We start from the raw sequence: 18,944 nt of genomic DNA on the forward strand, positions 1-18,944 counted from the left end.
TATGGTGACGCCAACGTATCAGGGAGAGGTTTATGAAGTTCGTCGCACTGGCCGCAGCCGCCGTTCTGGCGCTCGCCACGCCTTCGCAGGCGCAACAGGGCCCGGCCTCACAGGCTTTTCCCGCGAACGGAGAAACCACGTTCGTTCACGCCGGGCGGCTGTTGGCGGACCCGGAATCGGGCGTTGTGCTGCGCGATAAAACTCTCGTGATCGTGGGGAACCAAATCACGGAGATACGCGACGGCTTCGTCGGCGAGGGGCCGAACGTGGTCGACCTGCGCGATTCCTTCGTGCTTCCCGGACTGATCGACAGCCATGTGCACCTGACGTCGCAACAGAGCCCGACAGGGCGGCTCGACGCGGTCACGCGCGATCCAGCGGACAGCGCAATGGTCGGCGCAGGCTTTGCCCGGAAGACCCTGATGGCCGGCTTCACAACCGTGGCCGACCTGGGCGGCGACAACGACGCGGTCTTCGCTCTCCGAGACGGGATCCGTCGCGGCGACGTCGCCGGGCCGCGGGTGATCGCCTCGGGATCATCCGTGTCGATCCATGGCGGGCACGGCGACGTCAACGGCTATCGCGACGACATCATGCACCTGTTGTCATCCGAGAGCGTCTGTTCGGGGCCAGAGGACTGCATGCGGGCCGTGCGGACGCAGGTTCGCTCCGGCGCGGACATCATCAAGATAACCGCGACTGGAGGCGTGCTGTCGAACACGGCGGCGGGCCTGGCCCAGCAGTTCACCGACCCCGAACTGGCCGCCATCGTCGAGGTCGCCCACCGGATGGGGCGCCAGGTGACGGCGCACGCCCACGGCGTGGACGGGATCAACGCCTTCCTGCGGGCCGGCGGCGACTCGATCGAGCACGGCACCTATCTGGACGACGAGTCCATCCGGTTGTTCCGCCGTGAGGGGACCTATCTGGTGCCGACCCTGCTGGCCGGCGACTTCGTGGCCAGGGTGGCGTCGAGCCCGGGCAACTTCTTCACCCCGGCCCAGACGGCCAAGGCGCTGGAGGCCGGACCCAAGATGCTCGACATGGCGCGGCGGGCGCATGAGGGCGGGGTGCGGATCGCGTTCGGGACGGATACCGGCGTCTCGGCCCACGGCGACAACGCCCAGGAGTTCGCGCTTCTGGTCCGCGCGGGCATGACGCCGCTCGAGGCAGTCCAGGCGGCGACCGTCGTGGCGGCCGAGCATCTGAGGATCGCCGATCAGGCCGGCCTGATCGCGCCCGGACGTCCCGCGGACATCGTGGCGGTCGAGGGCGATCCCCTGACCGACGTCACGGCGCTTGAGGACATGGCCTTCGTGATGAAGGGCGGCGTCGTCTACCGCAACGACTGAGCCAGGAAGGCCGCAAACGCCGCCTCGTCCTCGAACCGGGCGGCGACGGGCCAGGAGACCACACGGGTCCGCCAGTCGGGAGGCAGGCGGACCCAGTCCTTTTCGGTCGTGACCAGACCGGCGTCGAAGACGGCGGCGCGGTCGACGAGGAAGGCGAGGTCTGCGGGCCTGTATTCCGCATGGTCGGGGAAGGGGACGAAGTCGGCGAGCTCGCACCCGGCGGCGATCAGGGACCGCTCCACCTTCCACGGCTTGGCGATGCCGGCGAACCCGACCTGTGGGCCGGGCGGGGGCGCGTTGGCGGGTTCCAGCCGGGCGATGAAGGTCGGCAGGCCTTGGAACACCTCCAGCAGGTCAGGATCCGCAGGCGGGGCGTCGGCGGGCAGCAGGACGATCACGGCGTCGGCGCGGGCCAGACCGGCCTTCAGCGGCTCGCGCATCGGGCCGGAGGGGAAGACCGAGCCGTCGCCGAAGGGCCATTCGTCTCCGCGAGTCTCCCCGTCGACGACGATCAGGCTGAGGGTCTTCTTCAAGGCCGGGTTCTGATGCGCGTCGTCCAGAACGAGGGCCTGTGCGCCGCCCGCCACCGCCGCCTGAGCGCCTGAAACGCGGTCCGCGCTGATCCAGGCGGGGGCATCTCCCGACAGCATCAGGGGCTCGTCGCCGACCTCGGCGGCGGTATGGACGGTCGGATCGACGCGAAGCGGTCCAGTCAGTTTGCCGCCGTAACCACGCGATAGCGCGTGAGCTTCGACGCCGCTCCGATGCAGCAGGCGCAGGACCTCGCGGGCCACCGGCGTCTTGCCCGAGCCGCCGACGGTCAGGTTGCCGATGGAGATGACCGGAACGCCGACCGCGACGGGGGCGGCCCTGGCGATGCGGCGCGCGGTGGCGGCGGCCCAGATCCAGGAGGCGGGTTTCAGGAGGGTGCGGACCACGCGGCCGTGGCGACCGTCGCGTTGGTACCACCAGCGGGGCGTCCCGAGCTTCATCGGCGGATCGGCGGCAGCAGGGGCTGAAGCGCGTCCCACAGCCGATCCAGACCGGCGCCCACATCTGCGGCGGCCCTGCGGGCGCGCTCGCCCATGGCCTGGGCAGCGGCGGGGTCGCTCAGCAGGGGGGCGACGACGGCGGGCAGGTCGCCGGGCGAGGCGACCAGGCTGAGCCCTCCGGCGGACACCAGATCGCCGGTGACGGCCAACCAGTTCGAGGCGTCCGGGCCGGCGACGGCGGGCTTGCCGAGACGCGCCGGCTCCAGCGGGTTGTGCCCGCCCCAGGGTTCGCGGCCGAGGAAGGATCCGAACGAGCCGCCCATGACCACGACATCGGCCAGCCGCAGGAACAGGCCGAGCTCGCCCAGGGTGTCGGCGACATAGATGTCGGTCTCTGCGTTCGGCTGGGCGCCGCGCGACCGCAGGGCGAAGCGGTAGCCGTCGCGGGTCAGGGCGGTGGCGATCTCGGACCCGCGCTCCGGGTGGCGTGGGACGAGGATCAGGCACAGCCGCTCGGTTAGGTGATCCAGCGCGCGGACGATGGCCATCTCCTCACCCTCGTGCGTGCTCGCCGCCACCACCACGGGGCGATCGCCGATGGCGGCGCTGAGCGCGGTGAAGGCCGAGGCGTCGTGAGGCAGGGGCGCGCCGGACAGCTTCAGGTTCACCAGACCGTCGACCCGGCCGCCCATGGCCTGGAGCCGGTCAGCCGAGACGATGTCCTGAGGCAGGACGCAGTCGAAGGATTCCAGCAGCTTGCTGGCGGATTTTGGAAAGCGGGCCCAGCCTGCGGCGGTCTTCTCGGTGATGCGGGCGCTGACCAGGGCGAGCGGAATCTTCCGTTCACGGGCGGCGAGGATCAGGTTGGGCCAGAGCTCGGACTCGACGAAGACGCCCAGCGACGGCCGCCAGTGATCGAGGAAGGCGGCGACCACGCCCGGCGCATCGACGGGAGCGAACTGGTGGATGACGCCGGGCGGGAGGCGGCGGGCCAGCAACTCAGCGGATGTCAGAGTGCCGGAGGTGACGAGGACGGTCAGGTCGGGGCGGGCCTTCACGATCCGCTCGACCACGGGCAGCAGGGACAGGGTCTCGCCGACGCTGACCCCGTGCAGCCAGATCAGGTCGCCGTCGGGACGAGCGACGCCCGGCATGCCCAGACGCTCATCGACGCGGGCGGCATCCTCCTTGCCCTGTTTCACACGGGCGTCGAGGAAGCGCGGCGCCAGGGGCTCCAGCATTCGGGTCAGCAGGCGGTAGGCCAGAAGGGGCAGGGTCACAACCGCTCCAGCCCCGTGATCGCATCCGCGCGCGCCTCGACCGCGGTCAACAGATCGGCCCAGGGACCGGTCACCTCGGCCAGGTCGGCGCCCTCGGGATAGCGGCGCACGTCGTAGACGATGGCGCCCTTGCCGAAGGGCAGGGGCAACACGGCGCGGTCCCAGCTGTTCAGGCGGACGGCCGGATTGCAGCTCATGCCGATGAACAGCACAGGCGCGCCGGACATCCGCGCCATCAGGGGCATGCCCTCGGCCATGACGCGGACCGGGCCGCGCGGGCCGTCGGGGGTGATGGCCAGGGCGCCGATCTTGAGCTGTTTCAGACCGTCGCGCAGCGCGCGCGAACCGCCCTTGGCGGCGTCCGCCTTGTCCTTGTTGGCTGAGGAACCACGCACGGCCGGGAAGCCCTGCAGAGCCACGGCCTTGGCGATGAACTGGCCGTCCGGGCTGAGTGATATCAAGGCCTTGGCGGGCTGAGCTAAGTCGAGCGGCCAGCAGGCGGGGGACAGGCCGATGCGCGAATGCCAGAAGGCGCAGATGACGCCGCCGCCGTCGGACCAGACCTGTTCGGCATGCTCGCGGCCCTCACAGGTCCAGCGGATGGTGGCGAAGCAGAGCTTCATCCAGGCGGCCAGAACGGACGACAGGATGGACTGGATGAAGGGGTTTCGGAGCGGCCTCACGTCAGGCGACCGTGGCGACGGGCGGCGTTCCGTCCAGCGACTGCCGTTTCGCCAGTCGGCTGTATAGACCGCCCTTCTTGACGAGGGCCGCATGTGTCCCGGTCTCGACAATGCGACCCGCCTCCAGCACCACGATACGGGTCGCATGCCGGACCGTAGACAGTCTGTGGGCGATCATCAATGTTGATCGACCCTCCATCAAGCGCTCCAACGCGGCCTGAACCAGGGCTTCGCTCTCGGTGTCGAGCGCCGAGGTGGCTTCGTCGAGCAGCAGGATCGGCGCGTCTTTCAGGAAGGCGCGGGCAATGGCGATGCGCTGGCGCTGGCCGCCGGACAGACGCATGCCTCCCTCTCCGGCGCGGGTCTGATAGCCGTCAGGCAGGGCGGTTATGAAGTCGTGGGCGGCGGCGGACCGGGCGGCGTCGGCGATCTGTTCGGTCGTGGCGTCCGGACGGGCGTAGGCGATGTTGGCGGCGATGGTGTCGTCGAACAGGAAGGGCTCCTGGGTCACCAGGGCGATGCGCGCGCGCAGGTCCGACAGCGACAGTTCCCGCAGGTCGGCGCCGTTGATCGTCACCCTGCCCGAGGTCACGTCGTAGAAGCGCGGCAGCAGGCTGAGCAGCGTCGACTTGCCGCCGCCGGACGGACCGACGAGGGCCACGGTCTCACCGGGCTTCACCGTCAGGGAGACCTCGCTGATCGTCGGCGCCGAGCCATAGCTGAAGGTCACGTCGTCGAAGGCGATCGTCGCCGGGCCCGGCGGCAGGGGCCGGGGCGCGGCGGCCTCGCGAATCTCCGGCGCAATGTCGAGGGCGGCGAACAGGCGCCGCGCGGCGGTCAGGCCCTCGGCCATGACGGTCTGGAGGTTGGTCACCTGACGCAGCGACTGTCCCGCGGACATCAGCAGGCCGACATAGGCCGCAAAGGCACCGACCGTCATCTCGCCCTGGCGCGCCTGCCAACCGGCATAGGCCATGACGGCGGCGACGATCAGCATGGCGACCAGGTTGGAGAAGGGACCGGCGAAGGCCCGACTGTCGGCGGACTTGATGACATGGCGCTGGCGACGGTCGATGACCTCGGCGACGCGGTCCTGTTCGGCGGCCTCGCGGTTCTCGATCTTGATCAGGCGGACGCCGTCCAGGTTCTCCATCAGGGCGGTGGAGAGGTTCTCGGTCTCGACCATGGCGCCGGTCGTGGCCTTCCTCATCCGCTTGCCGAAGCGACGGATGACATAGGCGATCAGGGGGGCGCCCAGCAGGACGATCGTCGTCAGCTTCCAGTCCGACCAGGCCATATAGAGGATGACGGCGACCAGGGTCAGGCCGTGCTGGGTATAGTTGACCACGCCGTTGGTGAAGGCCTCGCGCACCAGGTTGGCGTCGAACAGGACGGACGAGACGAAGGCGCCGGAGTGCTGGCTGCGCAGGCGGGCGAGGTCGGCACGGATCATGGCGCCGAACAGTCGGACCTGGATGTCGCCGACGATGCCGTGGCCGATGCGGTTGACCAGAGCCGCCTGGCCCAGGGCCGCCGCCGTCCAGATCAGGCTGATGCCGACGATGACCGCCGGGATGGCGATGAGGGCGTTCTGGGGCTGGACGACGAAGAACCCGGCGATGGTCACGGGCTTGGACTGGAACATGCTGTCGATGGCCGGCTGCAGCATCTGCAGGATGGTGGCGTTGCTGATCCCCGCGATCGCAGCGCAGACGAGCGACAGGATCAACGGCGTCTTCCGCGCTGACAGGTAGTCGCGCCAGATGCGGCCGATCAGGGAACGCGAAGCGGCGTCCTCCTGCGGGACTGGCGGGACGGGCAAAGTCATCCGCACGAGGTCGGACGACCCGCTCTCCAAGTCAAGCCGTCAGACGACCGGCGGGATGTCGGCGTCGGTGATCACCACGGTCCCCTCGGCGCTGACCAGGGGTTCGTCGGACGGGAAGCGAGGGTAGTTCTGACCGTCGAACGCCATCTTCGCCTCATAGGCCGGCGGGCCGCCGCCGCCGGACACGGTCACGCCGATATCCGGCAGGCCGTTGCTGGAGGTGGTCAGCAGGCGCACGGGATTGCTGACGCGCGAAACATTGCCGACCTGTTCCCAACCGGCCGCGCCGGGACGCAGGATCAACAGGTTGCAGCCGCCCGAGCCGCACCAGTTCATCCCCACCAGATAGACCAGGGCGACCCGACCTTCCCCCTCGCCGACGATTCGAACGACGGTGCGCGTCGAGTCGGCGTTCTCGCCCAGGAAAGCCGCGATGGCGGTTCCGAGAGCGGGGTCGATCTGGTTCGCGGGGCGCGCGGGCGCCACGGGCGCGGCCGGAGCTTCGGCCTCCACCGGCGCGGAGACCGGGGCCTCGGCGGGCGAACAGGCCGCGAGGGTGAGCGGCGCGAGGATCAGGACGAACGGGTTCAGGCGCATCGGGGACACTCCGGCGGGACGATGGTTCGTCATTGATCCTGCACGGGATGACGTAGCCTGTCGCCCCCACTATGTGTGCGGCCATGACGCGTTTCGATGTGAGCACGGAGGCTGGTCGCAAGGCGGCCGAGCGGGACTTCTTCTGGAACGACCACGCCTTCCTGCGGCTGGCCTTCTCGAACGCCCACTGGCTGGGACCCGACCTGGTGCGGACCAATCAGCCGTCGCCGCGCCAGCTCGAGGGCTGGGCCATGCGCGGGATCAAGACCGTCATCAACCTGCGCGGCGAGCGGGACGAGGGCTACTACTGGCTGGAGAAGGCAGCATGCGAGCGGCTGGGCCTGACCCTGATCGACGCCCCGCTCGATTCGCGCGATCCGCCCGAGAAGTCGCGCATCCGGCGCGCTCGCGACCTGTTCAAAACCATCGAATATCCGGTGCTGATCCACTGCAAGTCCGGGGCGGACCGGGCCGGGCTGATGGCCGTCTTCTATCGCCATTTCCATCTCGGCGAGCCGATCTCGCGGGCCATGACCGAGCTGTCGAAGAAATACCTGCACAGCCGCGAGGGGCTGACGGGCGTGCTCGATCATTTCCTCGAGACCTATGTGAACGAGGTCGAGCCGACCGGCGTGGGCTTCATGGAATGGGTCGAGTCTGACGCCTATGACCCCAAGGCGATGCGTCAGGACTTCCGGGCCAACTGGTGGGGAACCCTACTGACCGAGAAGCTGCTCAGGCGGGAATAGTCAGCCCCCGGATCTTAGCCCCAGGGGCCCGTCGGGTCGCGCTTGGGCTCCGTCTCTCCGCGTTCGGCATCGAGACGCGCCTTGCGGTCCGCCTCCCACTGGCGAAACCATTTCGCATAGCCGCGCTCGCGACCCAGGATGACCAACCACAGGGCGAGGGTGGCCAGGAGGCCGACCAGACCGGCGATCTGGGCGCCGTCCAGCGTGGTTCCGAACAGGGTCACGAGGCACGCTCCATCGGGAAGGGCTGGATTCGATCCGCCTCGTCGTCATCCCCGACGGTCGGCGGTGTCAGGTCAGGCGCATGGGCGAAGGGGTCCTCGGCGACCGGTTCGTCGGGGGTCGAGGGCACAGGCGCGGTCCAGGCGGTGTCCTGGTCGACGAGGACATCCTGGCGGGTCGCTGGACGCCGGGTGGCGAAGGCGACGATGCCGACGCCCAGCGCCAGCAGGCCCAATACGATCAGGGTTGGGATCATGGAGCGCTCCTTCTTTCACGCGCAGCCTAGACCGCTAAAGCGTCTGCGTCGCGATGAGGGTTCCGCCTGCGACGATCAGGCGTCGCCGCGCGGGTCGATCATGCGGTGGGCGTGCAGGATGAAGAAACGCATATGGGCGTTGTCCACGGTGGCCTGGGCGCGGGCTTTCCAGGCGGCCTTGGCCTCGGCGTAGTTGGGGAAGGCGCCGACGAACTCGACCTGGGACAGGTCGCGGAACACCGGGGCGTCCAGGTGACGCAGTTCTCCGCCGATCACGATGTGAAGCAGTTGCGGGTCGGCGGCGTTGGGGGCGTCGGTCATGGGGCGTATCCGGGAGGAGCGGGGGTCAGGTCGCCAGCGGGATAGGCGTTGTGCGCCTCAGGATCAACGGGTGGAGCGCCGGGGCGGAGCAGACGAGGCTGGCTTGACGCGGGTCCGGGCGGTTGAACGCCCAGGGATGACCGTGGTGATCCGAGACCCTGGCGCCGGCTTCGGTGGCAATCAGGGCGCCCGCGCAGACGTCCCAATCCCATTTCGGCGTCAGGGCGATGGCCGCATCGAAGGCTCCGGAGGCCACCAGGGCCATGCGGTAGGCGAGGGCGTTGCGCTTCTCGTACCGCATCGGCGGCCAGGGCTCGGGCCAGTGCGGCCCCTCCATCAGCCGGGCGTCGGCCAGGACGGCGGCGTCCTCCAGCGTATCGACGTCGGAGGCCGTGATCGGGCGGCCGTTCAGACGCGCGCCGCCGCCGAGCGTGGCCTCATAGGTCTCGCCGGTGGCCGGAACGTGGATGACGGCGGCGACGGGCCGGCCGTCCTCGACCACGGCGATGGGGACGCACCACCAGGGCTGGTTCTTCATGAAGGCGACGGTGCCGTCGATGGGGTCGACGACGAACAGGCGGCGGCGCGACAGGCGGTCGGGCGTGTCCGTCGTCTCCTCCGACAGCCAGCCGTAGTCTGGCCGGGCGCTCAGCAGCCCGTCCTTCAGCATGGCATCTACGGCGAGGTCGGCGTTGGTGACCGGGGAGCCGCCGTCCTTGTGGGTGATCTTCAGCCCCCGCTCGCGCTCGGCCTCGGCCAGGGCACCGGCCGCGAGCGCGGCGTCCTTGATCAGGGCGAGGTCGGCTGCGAGATCGATCATTTTCCGGCGATGGCCACGCCGTCGAACAGCAGGGACGGACTGTTGAACCCGCCCCGGAACTCCAGGTCCGAACCCGGCACCAGCCGCATCCACAGGTCCGCGAGGTTTCCTGCGACGGTGATCTCGCTGACCGGATAGGCGCGCTCGCCGTTCTCGAACCAGAAGCCGGAGACCCCGGCGGACCAGTCCCCGGTGTTGGCGTTCAGCGAGGGGCCGAACATGCCGGTGACGACCAGACCGGTTCCCGCCTGACCCATCAGGCCGTCCAGGTCCGCCTCGCCGGGCGTCAGATGCAGGTTGTGGGTCGAGACGCCCGCCGGGCCGACGAGGCCGCGCGAGCCATGGCCGGTGGTCTTCAGACCCAGCTGGGCGGCGGCGGAGTGGTTCAGCAGCCATGTGGTCAGCACGCCGTCGTCGACCAGGTTGCGGCGCTCGACCGGCGAGCCCTCGTCATCGAAAGGCGTGGAGGCCATGCCCCGGACGCGGAACGGGTCGTCGATCAGGCTGAGCCCCTTGGCCAGCACCGGCTGGCCCATCCTGTCCTTCAGGAAGGACTGGCCGCGCGCGATGGACGGCCCGGAGATGGCGCCGAGCAGGGGCGACAGAACCTGGGCCGCAACCCGGCGCTCGAAGATGACGGGGGCCGTGGTCGAAGCGATCTTGCGGGGGCCGAGCTTCTCGACCGCGCGGCGTCCGGCGATCTCGCCGATGCCGTCGGGACCGGGCAGGTCTTCGAGCCAGCGGGTCGAGCGGCTCTCGCCGCCGCGCTCCATGGCGCCGTCCTTCTCGGCGATGACGCCGACGCCGAGCGAAAACCCGGTCGAGGCATAGGCGCCGTCGAAGCCTTCCGACGTGACCAGACGCCAGTGGGTCGAGCCGGTCCCGGCATGGCCGCCTTCGGACTTGGAGACGCCGGGGACGGCGAGGGCGACGGCCTCGGCCTCGCGGGCGACCTGTTCCAGCTCGGCGGCGGTGCGCTCGGACGGGTCGGACAGCTGCAGGTCGGGGAAGGGGCCGCGCGCCAGCTCTGCGGCGGAGACGAGGCCAGCGTAGGGATCTTCGGGGGCCAGACGGGCCATGGCGACGGCACGCTCGATCAGGCGGGCGCGGGTGGCGGGGCTGAGGTCCGAGGCGGAAACCGTCGCCTGCCGCTTGCCGATGAAGACGCGCAGGCCGAGGTCGCGGCTTTCCTCGCGCTCGACGTCTTCCAGCGCGCCGTTGCGGACGCCGACGGACAGGGAGGCGCGCTCGGCGGTGGCGGCCTCCGCGCCGTCGGCCCCGGCCTTCAGGGCGGCGGCGACGATCTCGTGGAGCAGGTCGGAAGCGGGGAGGCTGTCAGGCATGGCCCGATATGGCGGACCGGGGGCCGTGCCGCAATGCAAGGATGCCCCTCTCCCGGCGGGAGAGGGCTTGAGGTCCGCAGAGCGAAGCGATGCGGCTTGGCCGAAAGGGTGAGGGGCAGCCCTCACCGGCGAAGCCAACCGCTCAACCCTTTCGCGCCGGAACTCCGGCTGCGCCGTCGCATGAAATTTAGCCGTGCGGCGAGCCCACGAAGGCATGCACCATCAGCATACCGGCGGCGGCGATCAGGGCCAGATAGGTCAGGATCATGCCGATCAGCCGCCCCGGCGTCGGCTTTCCGGCCGTCAGCCCCGTCGCGTGCAGCACCCGGCCGAGGAACATCACACCGCCCACCGCATGGATCGTATAGGCGGGCAGACCCAGCAGGGTCAGCACGGCCAGGGCGCCGACGCAGACCGGGATATATTCGACGGCGTTGCCGAACACGCGCCCGGCCAGGGTCAGGTCGGCGTTGCCGCCGTCGCCCAGTACGACGCGATGCTTCTGGCGCTGCAGGACGACCCGCACCGAGAGAATCACGAGCAGCAGGATCAGCAGGCCGCTCCACAAGGCGGCGGCCTGAGCGGGGGTCATGTCCGGCATGGTGTCTAGTTCTCCCGTCCGACCGGATACAGCCGGTAGCGGTCATCATAGAACGGAGTTCGTTCGTAGAACCATGCCAGACGCGCATCGCCGTTCGCGGCGAACTCGGGCTCTGCGGCCAGCTTGGCCTCGAACTCGGCCTTCAGCGCCGGATCGGCCGCTATCATGGCCTCCGCGAGCGGGGCGATGGCATAGCCCTCGATGTATTCGACGCGGCTGAGAACCTCCGGGAACAGGCCCCAGGCGAAGAAGCTCTCGGACGATTGGGGCTCCAGCAACAGGACGGCGATGTCGCCCAGCGGCTGGTCCGTCGGCACGCGGACCGAACCGGGCGCATAGGTCCAGTCGCGGCGTTCTGCGGTGACGTCGGTGACGCTCGCCTGGACATGGCCTTCGTTCGGGCGGGGTGCCAGCGTCGGATTGACGAGGCGCAGCATCTCGACCGGCACAGACCGCGGGGCGTCCAGCGTCTCCATCGTCAGGCCATGGATGCGCAGCCGCTCGATGATGTCCGTCCGATAGGCAGGGACCCAGTAGGCGGTCGGACGCCGCAGGCGCAGCCCTGCGCGCGAGCCGTAATAGGGCAGTTGCCACAGTTCCGGGTCGGGACGGCCCAGCCAGCGGATTTCCCGACGGCCCGAGGCGGGGCTGTCGTAGGTCTCGTAGAGCACGCCCTTGAAGGCGCGGGTCTGGTGCGCGACCGGATCGGAGCCGAAGTTCGTCAGCACCTCGGCCGGACGCAGGGCGCGGTCGGCGGTGATCGCCGCGCGCAGCGGTGCCAGGTTCTCGGCCAGAATACGCATAGAGGCTTCGAGGAAGACATAGGTCCCCAGCACCCGCTGTTCATAGGGCTTGAGGCTGTGGTTCTCGATCAGGATGGTCGGGACGTGGGCCGCGTCGCCCCAGCCGTTCGAGAACCGTTCGCCCAGGCCGCCGTCGTTCAGACCTGCGCGGGGATTCTGGTCGTCGATGCCGAAGACGAGCGGGCCGGGGATGTGGCCCTGGTCCTCGAGCGCCGCGTTCATCGCGGGCTTGAAGACGCCATCCAGCCAGCGAGCGCTCGACGGCGAGCGGCTGAAGGCATCGAATTCACCGTTGAATCCGTAGGTTATGTCGTACTGATAATCCATCCCATCGGTGACGTGGATGTCGAGATAGAGGTCGGGTTTCACCGCGTTGATGAAGGTGCGCAGCGCCTGCATCTCCGGCTGGTCCAGCTTCATGAAGTCGCGGTTCAGGTTCTGGTTGGTGCCCGTATTACGCCAGCCCTGGACGCGCGGCCCGCGCTGGTTCGGACGGCTGTAGGGCGAGGCACGCTCATGGCCATCGACCGACAGGATGGGGATCAGCACCAGGTTGGCGTGGTCCAGAAGGTCGCCCTTGTCGCCGAACGCCATGTCGCGCAGCAGCATCATGCCCGCGTCCTTGCCGTCGATCTCGCCCGGATGGATGCCGGCCTGGGCCAGCAGGACGGGCTTGGCCGGGTCGAGCGTCGCGCCGTCCCTGGAGGCGATGACGGCATAGATCGGCCGGCCTTCGGGCGAGACGCCGAACTGTTCGATGCGGATCAGGTCGGACGCCGCGTCCAGCCGGTCGAACCAGGCGCGGGTCGCGGCATAGTCGGGGCTGAAGTCATGCACCGGATCGCGCTCGAAGTCGGTGATCCAGGGGTTGGAGGCGTCGGCCAGTAGGGCGCGGCTGGCGCCGTTCCACTCCAGCGCGGGCGGCAGGAAGGCCTGGTCCCAGGGGGCGGTGTTCGGAACGGACTGGGACATGGCGGGGCTCGCGAAGGCCGCAAGGGCGGTCAGGATGAGGACGTGGCGCATGGCCCGTTCATCCTCTCTCGCCTCCAGACTGGCAAGCCGTGATCAGCTTCCGGGCGCCGGCAACGACCATCCACCCTCTGCGACCAGCACGGCGGCCGAACGCGCCACGTTGAAGAGACTATAGGCCACCAGCACGATCAGGGCGCTGATCGCGATTCGTCGCCAGGGCGCGAACGCCGCCACCGCGGTGCCCAGGCTGAAGACCGCGAACCCTATCCACAGCCGTGGTTTCGACAGCGTCGCGAAACTGGCATCGGCGAGCATCAGGCTGATGAAGATCGTCACGACGATCAGATTGGCCGCCAGGATGCAGGTGAAGATCAGGCGCCGATGCGCCCAGAAATGCGCGTCGAGATCGATTCGCTTCTCGACCCCCTCGGCCGTGACGCGCGGAAAGGTCACGCTGGCGGCGACATAGAAGGTTGCGGCGACGACCAGACCCACGAACAGCAGGGCCAGGCTGAACGGCGCGCCCCGGAAGATGGTCCAGGCCTGGCTCCAGAAGGTCGCGACGTCCATGGCCACGAACAGGGCCAGCAGAGGCGTCAGCCAGCCGAAGCGGACCCTCTGGCGCTCATGCAGCACGCGCGAGAAGCCGCCCACCAGTTCGGCGACGGACAGGCCGAGCAGCAGGCCGTAGAAGCTGAAGAAGAACTCGAACGCGCTCAATGATCGTCCCCCGAAGCGTGGCTGTGGACGCTATCGAAGGCGCAGAGCGCGGTCACCCCCGCCGGGCGACTAACCGCGACGGTCGCGCTTGCGTTGCAGGCGATCGACCGTGCCCTGTTCGTCCTCAAGCCGTTCGCGCAGATCCGCGAGGCTGGCGGTCTGGGCGGCAGTGGGTTCGGCGACGGCTTCCATCTCTTCGATCTGCTGCGTCAGTTCGAACACGGCCTCCTCGGCCGCGAACAGGCGGTCCTCCTCGCGAGGGCTCAGGGGCGGGCGCGGGGCCTCGCGAAGCCGGCGGGTGTCGCCGTTGCGACCGGCCAGAACCTGGGCGTCGGCGGGCGCGGGCACAGCTGCGGCCATGGGGGCGGCGAAGGCGATGGCCAGGGCGACAGCGGCGAATTTCATGGGATGGCTCCGGGGTGAGAAGCCGACGCTATCTGCAAGATCCCGACCGTGTCATGCAGAAATCGCAATCCGGACACATTTTGTGTTGCGGCGCACCATTCGCGCGCCAGTGGCGCGTCAGAAGGGCCTCAGAGAGAGCGGACGACCGATCGAAGGCCATCCTATTTCCAGATCGGCGTCCCGTCTCCCGGCAGGCCCAGCCGGTCCCACATATCCGACACCCGCTCGACGACCTCGGCGTCCATGCGGATTTCCTCGCCCCATTCACGCTTGGTCTCGGGCGGCCATTTGTCGGTGGCGTCCAGGCCGATCTTGGAGCCCAGGCCGCTCTCGGGCGAGGCGAAGTCCAGATAGTCGATCGGGGTGTTCTCGATCAGGGTGATGTCGCGGGCAGGGTCCATCTTGGTGGCCATGGCCCACATGACCTGTTTCCAGTCGCGGGCGTCGATGTCGTCGTCCACGACGATGACCCACTTGGTGTACATGAACTGGCGCAGATAGCTCCAGACGCCCAGCATCACCCGCTTGGCGTGGCCCGGGTAGGCCTTCTTCATGGACACCACGGCGATGCGGTAGCTGCACCCCTCGGGCGGCAGCCAGAAGTCGGTGATCTCCGGGAACTGGGCCCGCAGCAGCGGGATGAAGACCTCGTTCAGCGCCTCGCCCAGCACCGATGGCTCGTCCGGCGGACGGCCGGTGAAGGTGGTCAGATAGATGGGATCGCGGCGCATGGTGATGGCGCTGACCTGGAAGACCGGGAAGGTCTCAACCGAGTTGTAGTAGCCGGTGTGGTCGCCGTAGGGGCCTTCGGGCGCGTGTTCGTCCAGCAGGACATGGCCCTCGAGCACGATCTCGGCCTGGGCCGGGACCATCAGGGGAACGGTCTTGCAGGCGACCAGCTCGGCCTTGGCCCCCCGCATCAGGCTGGCGAACTGGTACTCGCTGAGGGTGTCCGGCACCGGCGTCACGGCCGCCAGGATCGTCCCCGGATCGGCGCCGAGCACGACGGCGCAGGGCAGGGGCTCGCGCTTCCCGGCCTTCTTGTGCCGCGCATAATGCTGGGCACCGCCGCGATGGGCCAGCCAGCGCATGATGGCCTTGTCCTTGCCCAGGACCTGCATCCGGTAGATGCCGAGGTTGAAGTCGTCCTCGCGGTCGTCGCTGGGGCCCTTGGTGACGACCAGACCCCAGGTGATCAGGGGCGCAGGCTCGCCGGGCCAGCAGGTCTGGATAGGCAGGCTGGTCAGATCGATCTGATCGCCCTTGAGCACCACGTCCTGCACCGGCGCCGACTTCACCACCTTGGGCCGCATGGCCATCACCGATTGCGCCAGAGGAAGCATGTCCATGGCGTCGGACAGACCGCGCGGCGGCGTCGGGTTCTTGAGGAAGGCCAGAAGCTCGCCGACCTCGCGCAGTTCTGCGGCCGTGGTGCGGGCCTTCTTGTCCAGGGTCACGCCCATGGCGACCCGCTTCACTGTGCCGAACAGGTTGGCGAGGGCCGGGATGGGGCTGATCGAGCCGTCGGGCATGACCGGCTTTTCGAACAGGACCGCCGGGCCGCCGTTCCTCAGCAAGCGCGTCTGGATCTCTGTCATCTCCAGCACGGTGGAAACCGGCTCGGACACGCGCACCAGTTCGCCCGAGGCCTCCAGCTGGGCCATGAAGTCGCGCAGGGATTTGTATGCCATGCGGCCCGATTAGGACGGCGTGAGGGAGCTGTCACCCTTGCCGAGCGCCGAGAGGGCGCGGTCCAATGCCGCGACGATCAGGCCGAGGACCAGGAAGAAGGCGAGCAGGGCGCCGAAGTTGACCATGGCCGGTCCCCAGCCGAGCGCACCGATGTCGATGAACCAGTAGGGATACCAGCCGATGATCTGGCCGTGGATCACCGTGAACACGCCGTAGGCCAGCGGATAGGCCAGCCATTTCACCGGATCGATCCAGCGCAGCCGCCCCTTCGGCACGAACAGCAACCAGTCCAGCACGAAGGCGATCGGCATGACGGTGTGCAGGATCTGGTTGACGTAGAACAGCAGCCCCTGAGGGTTCCAGGTCGCGTCCAGCAGGGTGTGATAGATGACCCCGACGACCGCGATATACATGGCCACGGCGGCGCGGACGCCCTCGGTCGCGGTCCAGCGACCCAGCCTGGTGTCCGGAAACAGGGCAGGCGCCGTCAGGGCCAGGGCGACCAACACATTCGTCAGGATGGTGAAATAGCTGAAGAAGACCACGGTCGAGCCCAGCGCCGACCGCGTCCCTTCGCCCATCAGAAGGACGTATTGGGCGATCAGCCCGCCCCAGCCGACGACGGCGAACAGGATGCGCCAGCCGCGCGCGGCGCCGTGCATCCTCTGGATCATCAGTAGGCCGGCCTGTCGGACACCAGCGCCCACATCGGCAGATGCAGGGTCCGGGTCGCGGCGGCGATCTGGAGCGTCGTCAGATGCGCGCGGCCGGCTTCTGCGCGTCGCTCTTCTTCCGGGGTGATCTTCAAGGCGGCGGCGACGGCGTCGATGTCCATGCCGCGCTCCTCACGCCATCGCTTCAGTCGAGCGCCGACCGCCGCGTCGGTCGGATCGATGCCGGGGAAACCGAGGACAGAACCCATAGCGAACCTCCCTGCGCGGTCTGATCGCCGCGTCTGGCCCTATTCTTGATCCCAGACGAAGTCCTTGTCGATCCAGTCCCCGAGACGGCCGTCCGGGCGGGCGAGCGCGTCGATGCGTGCCATCTCCTCGTCGGAGAGCTGGAAGTCCCAGATGTCGAAATTCTCGGCGGCCCGCTCGGGCTTGGTCGTGCGGGGAATGGCGATGACCCCCTGTTGCACCAGCCAGCGCAGGGTGACCTGACCGTTGGACTTGCCGTGGGCGCGAGCGATCTCGCCGATGACCGGATCGTCGGCGATCTGGCCCTGGGCCAGGGGCGACCAGGCGGTGATCGACGAGCCGAGCGCGGCGGCCGTGGCGCGCAGGGTCTTCAGCGACAGATAGGGATGGTATTCGACCTGGTTGGTGATCAGGCGGGCGGGGGACAGGCCTTGCGCCTCCCGGAACTCGGCCGACGGGAAGTTCGAAAGCCCGATCGCGCGGGTCAGTCCCTTCGCCTTGGCCTCGTTCAGCGCGCCGAGCGTCTCGGCGAAGCTCGGGGTCGCCTTGGGCCAATGCAGCAGCAGCAGGTCGGGCGTGAAGCCGAGGCTGTCCGCTGATTCCCGCGCCTGGCGCAGCAGGGCGTCGTGCTCGAAATGCTCGACCCAGATCTTGGTCGTCAGCCAGATGTCGTCACGGGCGACGTGACCGGCCTCGATGGCGTCGCGGATGCCGTCGCCGACCGCCGCCTCGTTCTTGTAGATCCAGGCCGTATCGATGTGGCGATAGCCGATCCGCAGGGCCTCCGCGACCATGCGCCGCGCGTCGGCGGGCTCAAGCTGCCATGTGCCGAATCCCAGTTGCGGGATCGTCAGACCATCGACGGTCAGGGACAGCTGTTCGGACATGGGGGGCTCCAGGCAAGGTTCGGGCGAACGACCGATATGGGGGCCTCTGGCCACGACGCCATCCCGTCGCGCGAATGAAAAAGGCCGCGTCCCTTGCGAGACGCGGCCCTGATCGGTGTGAAGAGGGCAGAACCCTATTCGATGTCTTCGTTCAGCAGGCCGACCTTGTAGAAGCCGTTCGACTGCAGGTCGTTCATGACTTCCATGAAGGCGTTGTAGCGGACTTCCGGCTGGGCGCGGACGAAGACGCGCTCTTCTTGGCAGGCCGGCGATCCGCCGCCCAGAGCGGCGCAGACGTCAGCGGCCAGGGTTTCGATCGTGGTCTGCTGCTCGGCGATGAAGATCGAGCCCGAGTCCTGGATGGTGATGTAGACCGGTTCCTTGGGCTCTTCGCCGGTCGGCGGCGTCGCCGGCGGCAGGTCGAGGCGGATCGAGACGGTCGCGAGCGGGGCGGCGACCATGAAGATGATCAGCAGCACCAGCATGATGTCGACGAACGGCGTGACGTTGATGTCCGCGTTCTGAGAGATGGTCTTGCCACCTTGTCCGGCGGGACCTGCGAGCTTGGAGCCCATGCGTTGTTTCTCCATGGAGGCTCGGGCGCAGGGCCGGAGCGACGCGTTACGGTTCGGACGGTTTCTTGGCGTCTGCCGCGAGGCTTGTAAAGCGGTCTCGGAACGAAGTCGGTTCCCTGGCGGCGCTTTTCGCTCGAACGGGGAGAAATCCTCCTCCGCACGCGGCGAAGGAGGATTTATTCGTCAGCCCTTGGCCAGCTTCAGGAACCGCTCGACCAGGGCCGGGTCCGATTTGAACTGGCCCGTGAAGCGGGTGGTGATGGTCGAGACGTGGCGGTGATGCACGCCGCGCGTCGTCATGCACTGGTGCTCGGCGTCGATCAGGACGGCCACGCCGGCGGGGGTCAGATTGTCTTCCAGCGCCTTGGCGATCTCCTGGGTCAGGGTCTCCTGCGTCTGCAGACGCTTGGAGAAAATCTCGACCACGCGGGCGATCTTGGAGATACCGACAACCTTGGCGGTCGGCAGATAGGCGACATAGGCCTTGCCCAGGAAGGGGGCCATGTGGTGCTCGCAGTGGCTCTCGACCTCGATGTCGCGCAGCAGCACCATGTCGTCATAACCCTGCACGTCCTCGAACGTGCGGCTCAGTTCCTTGGCCGGATCGGCGTCATATCCTTCGAACCATTCGGAATAGGCGTCCACGACGCGCTTGGGCGTGTCGAGCAGCCCCTCGCGATCGGGGTTGTCGCCGGACCAGGCGATCAGGGTCCGCACGGCGGCCAGGGCCTCGTCGCGGCTGGGCTTGGCCAGTGCGGAATCGTTGCCGACCCGCAGGGCGTTGGAAACTTGGGCGTCCATGAACTGTTTTAAGCGGCTTAGTAGCGCCGGAACGATGGTTCCGGATTGACGCGTGCCGCCCTCCCTTTTCGTTGCTGAAGCCTGTTCGGCGCAGCAGCACGGCTATATGGGACGCGTAGCCTGTC

Annotated in this window: 22 protein-coding genes; 2 read left to right on the top strand and 20 right to left on the bottom strand. The window is 68.4% G+C overall.

Going from position 1 to position 18,944, the window contains the following annotated elements; all coding sequences use genetic code 11:
* The first annotated feature begins 32 nt into the window (after positions 1–32).
* Positions 33–1,352: a metal-dependent hydrolase family protein gene (locus tag ACW171_RS02390; protein ID WP_492095511.1), complete on the top strand. Its 1,320-nt coding sequence runs from the start codon at positions 33–35 to the stop codon at positions 1,350–1,352.
* Here ACW171_RS02390 and lpxK read toward each other — a convergent pair.
* From lpxK to ACW171_RS02415, 5 genes are read right to left on the bottom strand one after another with little or no spacing between them, the layout of a single operon-like run.
* On the bottom strand, positions 1,337–2,344 hold the full coding sequence (gene lpxK, locus ACW171_RS02395; protein WP_492095512.1) for a tetraacyldisaccharide 4'-kinase: 1,008 nt from the start codon (positions 2,342–2,344) through the stop codon (positions 1,337–1,339). The two genes, ACW171_RS02390 and lpxK, sit on opposite strands and share 16 nt — an antisense overlap.
* Positions 2,341–3,624, bottom strand: coding sequence for a 3-deoxy-D-manno-octulosonic acid transferase (locus tag ACW171_RS02400; protein WP_492095513.1), 1,284 nt, complete (start codon positions 3,622–3,624; stop codon positions 2,341–2,343). The genes lpxK and ACW171_RS02400 overlap by 4 nt, the downstream gene beginning before the upstream one ends.
* The gene (locus ACW171_RS02405; protein ID WP_492095514.1) at positions 3,621–4,307 is read right to left on the bottom strand and encodes a lysophospholipid acyltransferase family protein; all 687 of its coding nucleotides are present in this window, start codon (positions 4,305–4,307) and stop codon (positions 3,621–3,623) included. Before ACW171_RS02405 ends, ACW171_RS02400 begins: the two co-directional genes overlap by 4 nt.
* A gap of 1 nt (position 4,308) precedes the next feature.
* Positions 4,309–6,135, bottom strand: coding sequence for an ABC transporter ATP-binding protein (locus ACW171_RS02410; RefSeq protein ID WP_492095515.1), 1,827 nt, complete (start codon positions 6,133–6,135; stop codon positions 4,309–4,311).
* A gap of 39 nt (positions 6,136–6,174) precedes the next feature.
* A complete protein-coding gene (locus ACW171_RS02415; protein WP_492095516.1) occupies positions 6,175–6,732 on the bottom strand; it encodes a COG3650 family protein in 558 nt (185 codons plus the stop codon).
* 83 nt (positions 6,733–6,815) lie between these two features.
* Between ACW171_RS02415 and ACW171_RS02420 the strand changes: the two genes are divergently transcribed.
* Positions 6,816–7,481: a fused DSP-PTPase phosphatase/NAD kinase-like protein gene (locus ACW171_RS02420; protein WP_492095517.1), complete on the top strand. Its 666-nt coding sequence runs from the start codon at positions 6,816–6,818 to the stop codon at positions 7,479–7,481.
* A gap of 14 nt (positions 7,482–7,495) precedes the next feature.
* On the opposite strand, the gene ACW171_RS02425 is transcribed toward ACW171_RS02420, so the two are convergent.
* The 15 genes from ACW171_RS02425 to folE form a co-directional block, all read right to left on the bottom strand.
* Complete coding sequence (locus ACW171_RS02425) at positions 7,496–7,705, bottom strand: hypothetical protein (RefSeq protein WP_492095518.1); 210 nt, start codon at positions 7,703–7,705, stop codon at positions 7,496–7,498.
* A complete protein-coding gene (locus ACW171_RS02430) occupies positions 7,702–7,959 on the bottom strand; it encodes a hypothetical protein (protein ID WP_492095519.1) in 258 nt (85 codons plus the stop codon). The genes ACW171_RS02425 and ACW171_RS02430 overlap by 4 nt, the downstream gene beginning before the upstream one ends.
* Before the next feature lie 75 nt (positions 7,960–8,034).
* On the bottom strand, positions 8,035–8,280 hold the full coding sequence (locus ACW171_RS02435) for a DUF4170 domain-containing protein (protein ID WP_492095520.1): 246 nt from the start codon (positions 8,278–8,280) through the stop codon (positions 8,035–8,037).
* 25 nt (positions 8,281–8,305) lie between these two features.
* On the bottom strand, positions 8,306–9,100 hold the full coding sequence (locus tag ACW171_RS02440) for a 3'(2'),5'-bisphosphate nucleotidase CysQ (protein ID WP_492095521.1): 795 nt from the start codon (positions 9,098–9,100) through the stop codon (positions 8,306–8,308).
* Positions 9,097–10,443 carry a TldD/PmbA family protein gene (locus ACW171_RS02445; protein ID WP_492095522.1) on the bottom strand — a complete coding sequence of 449 codons (1,347 nt, stop codon included), beginning with the start codon at positions 10,441–10,443 and terminating at the stop codon, positions 9,097–9,099. Before ACW171_RS02445 ends, ACW171_RS02440 begins: the two co-directional genes overlap by 4 nt.
* A gap of 187 nt (positions 10,444–10,630) precedes the next feature.
* Positions 10,631–11,044, bottom strand: a complete 414-nt coding sequence (locus tag ACW171_RS02450) for an MAPEG family protein (protein WP_492095523.1) — start codon at positions 11,042–11,044, stop codon at positions 10,631–10,633.
* A 5-nt stretch (positions 11,045–11,049) separates the two neighbouring features.
* Positions 11,050–12,870, bottom strand: coding sequence for a M14 family metallopeptidase (locus ACW171_RS02455; RefSeq protein WP_492095524.1), 1,821 nt, complete (start codon positions 12,868–12,870; stop codon positions 11,050–11,052).
* Between the two features lie 42 nt (positions 12,871–12,912).
* A complete protein-coding gene (locus tag ACW171_RS02460) occupies positions 12,913–13,539 on the bottom strand; it encodes a hypothetical protein (protein ID WP_492095525.1) in 627 nt (208 codons plus the stop codon).
* A 69-nt stretch (positions 13,540–13,608) separates the two neighbouring features.
* The gene (locus ACW171_RS02465) at positions 13,609–13,944 is read right to left on the bottom strand and encodes a hypothetical protein (RefSeq protein WP_492095526.1); all 336 of its coding nucleotides are present in this window, start codon (positions 13,942–13,944) and stop codon (positions 13,609–13,611) included.
* A gap of 161 nt (positions 13,945–14,105) precedes the next feature.
* Positions 14,106–15,635 carry a UbiD family decarboxylase gene (locus tag ACW171_RS02470; protein WP_492095527.1) on the bottom strand — a complete coding sequence of 510 codons (1,530 nt, stop codon included), beginning with the start codon at positions 15,633–15,635 and terminating at the stop codon, positions 14,106–14,108.
* A gap of 9 nt (positions 15,636–15,644) precedes the next feature.
* Positions 15,645–16,310, bottom strand: coding sequence for a Pr6Pr family membrane protein (locus tag ACW171_RS02475; RefSeq protein WP_492095528.1), 666 nt, complete (start codon positions 16,308–16,310; stop codon positions 15,645–15,647).
* A complete protein-coding gene (locus tag ACW171_RS02480) occupies positions 16,310–16,558 on the bottom strand; it encodes a helix-turn-helix domain-containing protein (protein ID WP_492095529.1) in 249 nt (82 codons plus the stop codon). The genes ACW171_RS02475 and ACW171_RS02480 overlap by 1 nt, the downstream gene beginning before the upstream one ends.
* Positions 16,559–16,597: 39 nt before the next feature.
* A complete protein-coding gene (locus ACW171_RS02485) occupies positions 16,598–17,443 on the bottom strand; it encodes an aldo/keto reductase (protein WP_492095530.1) in 846 nt (281 codons plus the stop codon).
* A gap of 134 nt (positions 17,444–17,577) precedes the next feature.
* The gene (locus ACW171_RS02490) at positions 17,578–18,018 is read right to left on the bottom strand and encodes a biopolymer transporter ExbD (protein WP_492095531.1); all 441 of its coding nucleotides are present in this window, start codon (positions 18,016–18,018) and stop codon (positions 17,578–17,580) included.
* 183 nt (positions 18,019–18,201) lie between these two features.
* Entirely contained in the window at positions 18,202–18,819 is a 618-nt protein-coding gene (folE, locus tag ACW171_RS02495) for a GTP cyclohydrolase I FolE (protein WP_492095532.1), read from the bottom strand.
* Positions 18,820–18,944: the final 125 nt, after the last annotated feature.

The organism is Brevundimonas sp. FV1ye28 (assembly GCF_058681135.1).

What these genes read in the sequence shown, in the direction of transcription:
- ACW171_RS02450 (WP_492095523.1), bottom strand. Translation starts at nt 11,044, where the DNA reads ATGCCGGACATGACCCCCGCTCAGGCCGCCGCCTTGTGGAGCGGCCTG.
- ACW171_RS02435 (WP_492095520.1), bottom strand. Translation starts at nt 8,280, where the DNA reads ATGACCGACGCCCCCAACGCCGCCGACCCGCAACTGCTTCACATCGTG.
- ACW171_RS02420 (WP_492095517.1), top strand. Translation starts at nt 6,816, where the DNA reads ATGACGCGTTTCGATGTGAGCACGGAGGCTGGTCGCAAGGCGGCCGAG.
- ACW171_RS02470 (WP_492095527.1), bottom strand. Translation starts at nt 15,635, where the DNA reads ATGGCATACAAATCCCTGCGCGACTTCATGGCCCAGCTGGAGGCCTCG.
- lpxK (WP_492095512.1), bottom strand. Translation starts at nt 2,344, where the DNA reads ATGAAGCTCGGGACGCCCCGCTGGTGGTACCAACGCGACGGTCGCCAC.
- ACW171_RS02430 (WP_492095519.1), bottom strand. Translation starts at nt 7,959, where the DNA reads ATGATCCCAACCCTGATCGTATTGGGCCTGCTGGCGCTGGGCGTCGGC.
- ACW171_RS02475 (WP_492095528.1), bottom strand. Translation starts at nt 16,310, where the DNA reads ATGATCCAGAGGATGCACGGCGCCGCGCGCGGCTGGCGCATCCTGTTC.
- ACW171_RS02440 (WP_492095521.1), bottom strand. Translation starts at nt 9,100, where the DNA reads ATGATCGATCTCGCAGCCGACCTCGCCCTGATCAAGGACGCCGCGCTC.
- ACW171_RS02390 (WP_492095511.1), top strand. Translation starts at nt 33, where the DNA reads ATGAAGTTCGTCGCACTGGCCGCAGCCGCCGTTCTGGCGCTCGCCACG.
- ACW171_RS02410 (WP_492095515.1), bottom strand. Translation starts at nt 6,135, where the DNA reads ATGACTTTGCCCGTCCCGCCAGTCCCGCAGGAGGACGCCGCTTCGCGT.
- folE (WP_492095532.1), bottom strand. Translation starts at nt 18,819, where the DNA reads ATGGACGCCCAAGTTTCCAACGCCCTGCGGGTCGGCAACGATTCCGCA.
- ACW171_RS02465 (WP_492095526.1), bottom strand. Translation starts at nt 13,944, where the DNA reads ATGAAATTCGCCGCTGTCGCCCTGGCCATCGCCTTCGCCGCCCCCATG.
- ACW171_RS02415 (WP_492095516.1), bottom strand. Translation starts at nt 6,732, where the DNA reads ATGCGCCTGAACCCGTTCGTCCTGATCCTCGCGCCGCTCACCCTCGCG.
- ACW171_RS02485 (WP_492095530.1), bottom strand. Translation starts at nt 17,443, where the DNA reads ATGTCCGAACAGCTGTCCCTGACCGTCGATGGTCTGACGATCCCGCAA.
- ACW171_RS02490 (WP_492095531.1), bottom strand. Translation starts at nt 18,018, where the DNA reads ATGGGCTCCAAGCTCGCAGGTCCCGCCGGACAAGGTGGCAAGACCATC.
- ACW171_RS02455 (WP_492095524.1), bottom strand. Translation starts at nt 12,870, where the DNA reads ATGCGCCACGTCCTCATCCTGACCGCCCTTGCGGCCTTCGCGAGCCCC.
- ACW171_RS02480 (WP_492095529.1), bottom strand. Translation starts at nt 16,558, where the DNA reads ATGGGTTCTGTCCTCGGTTTCCCCGGCATCGATCCGACCGACGCGGCG.
- ACW171_RS02445 (WP_492095522.1), bottom strand. Translation starts at nt 10,443, where the DNA reads ATGCCTGACAGCCTCCCCGCTTCCGACCTGCTCCACGAGATCGTCGCC.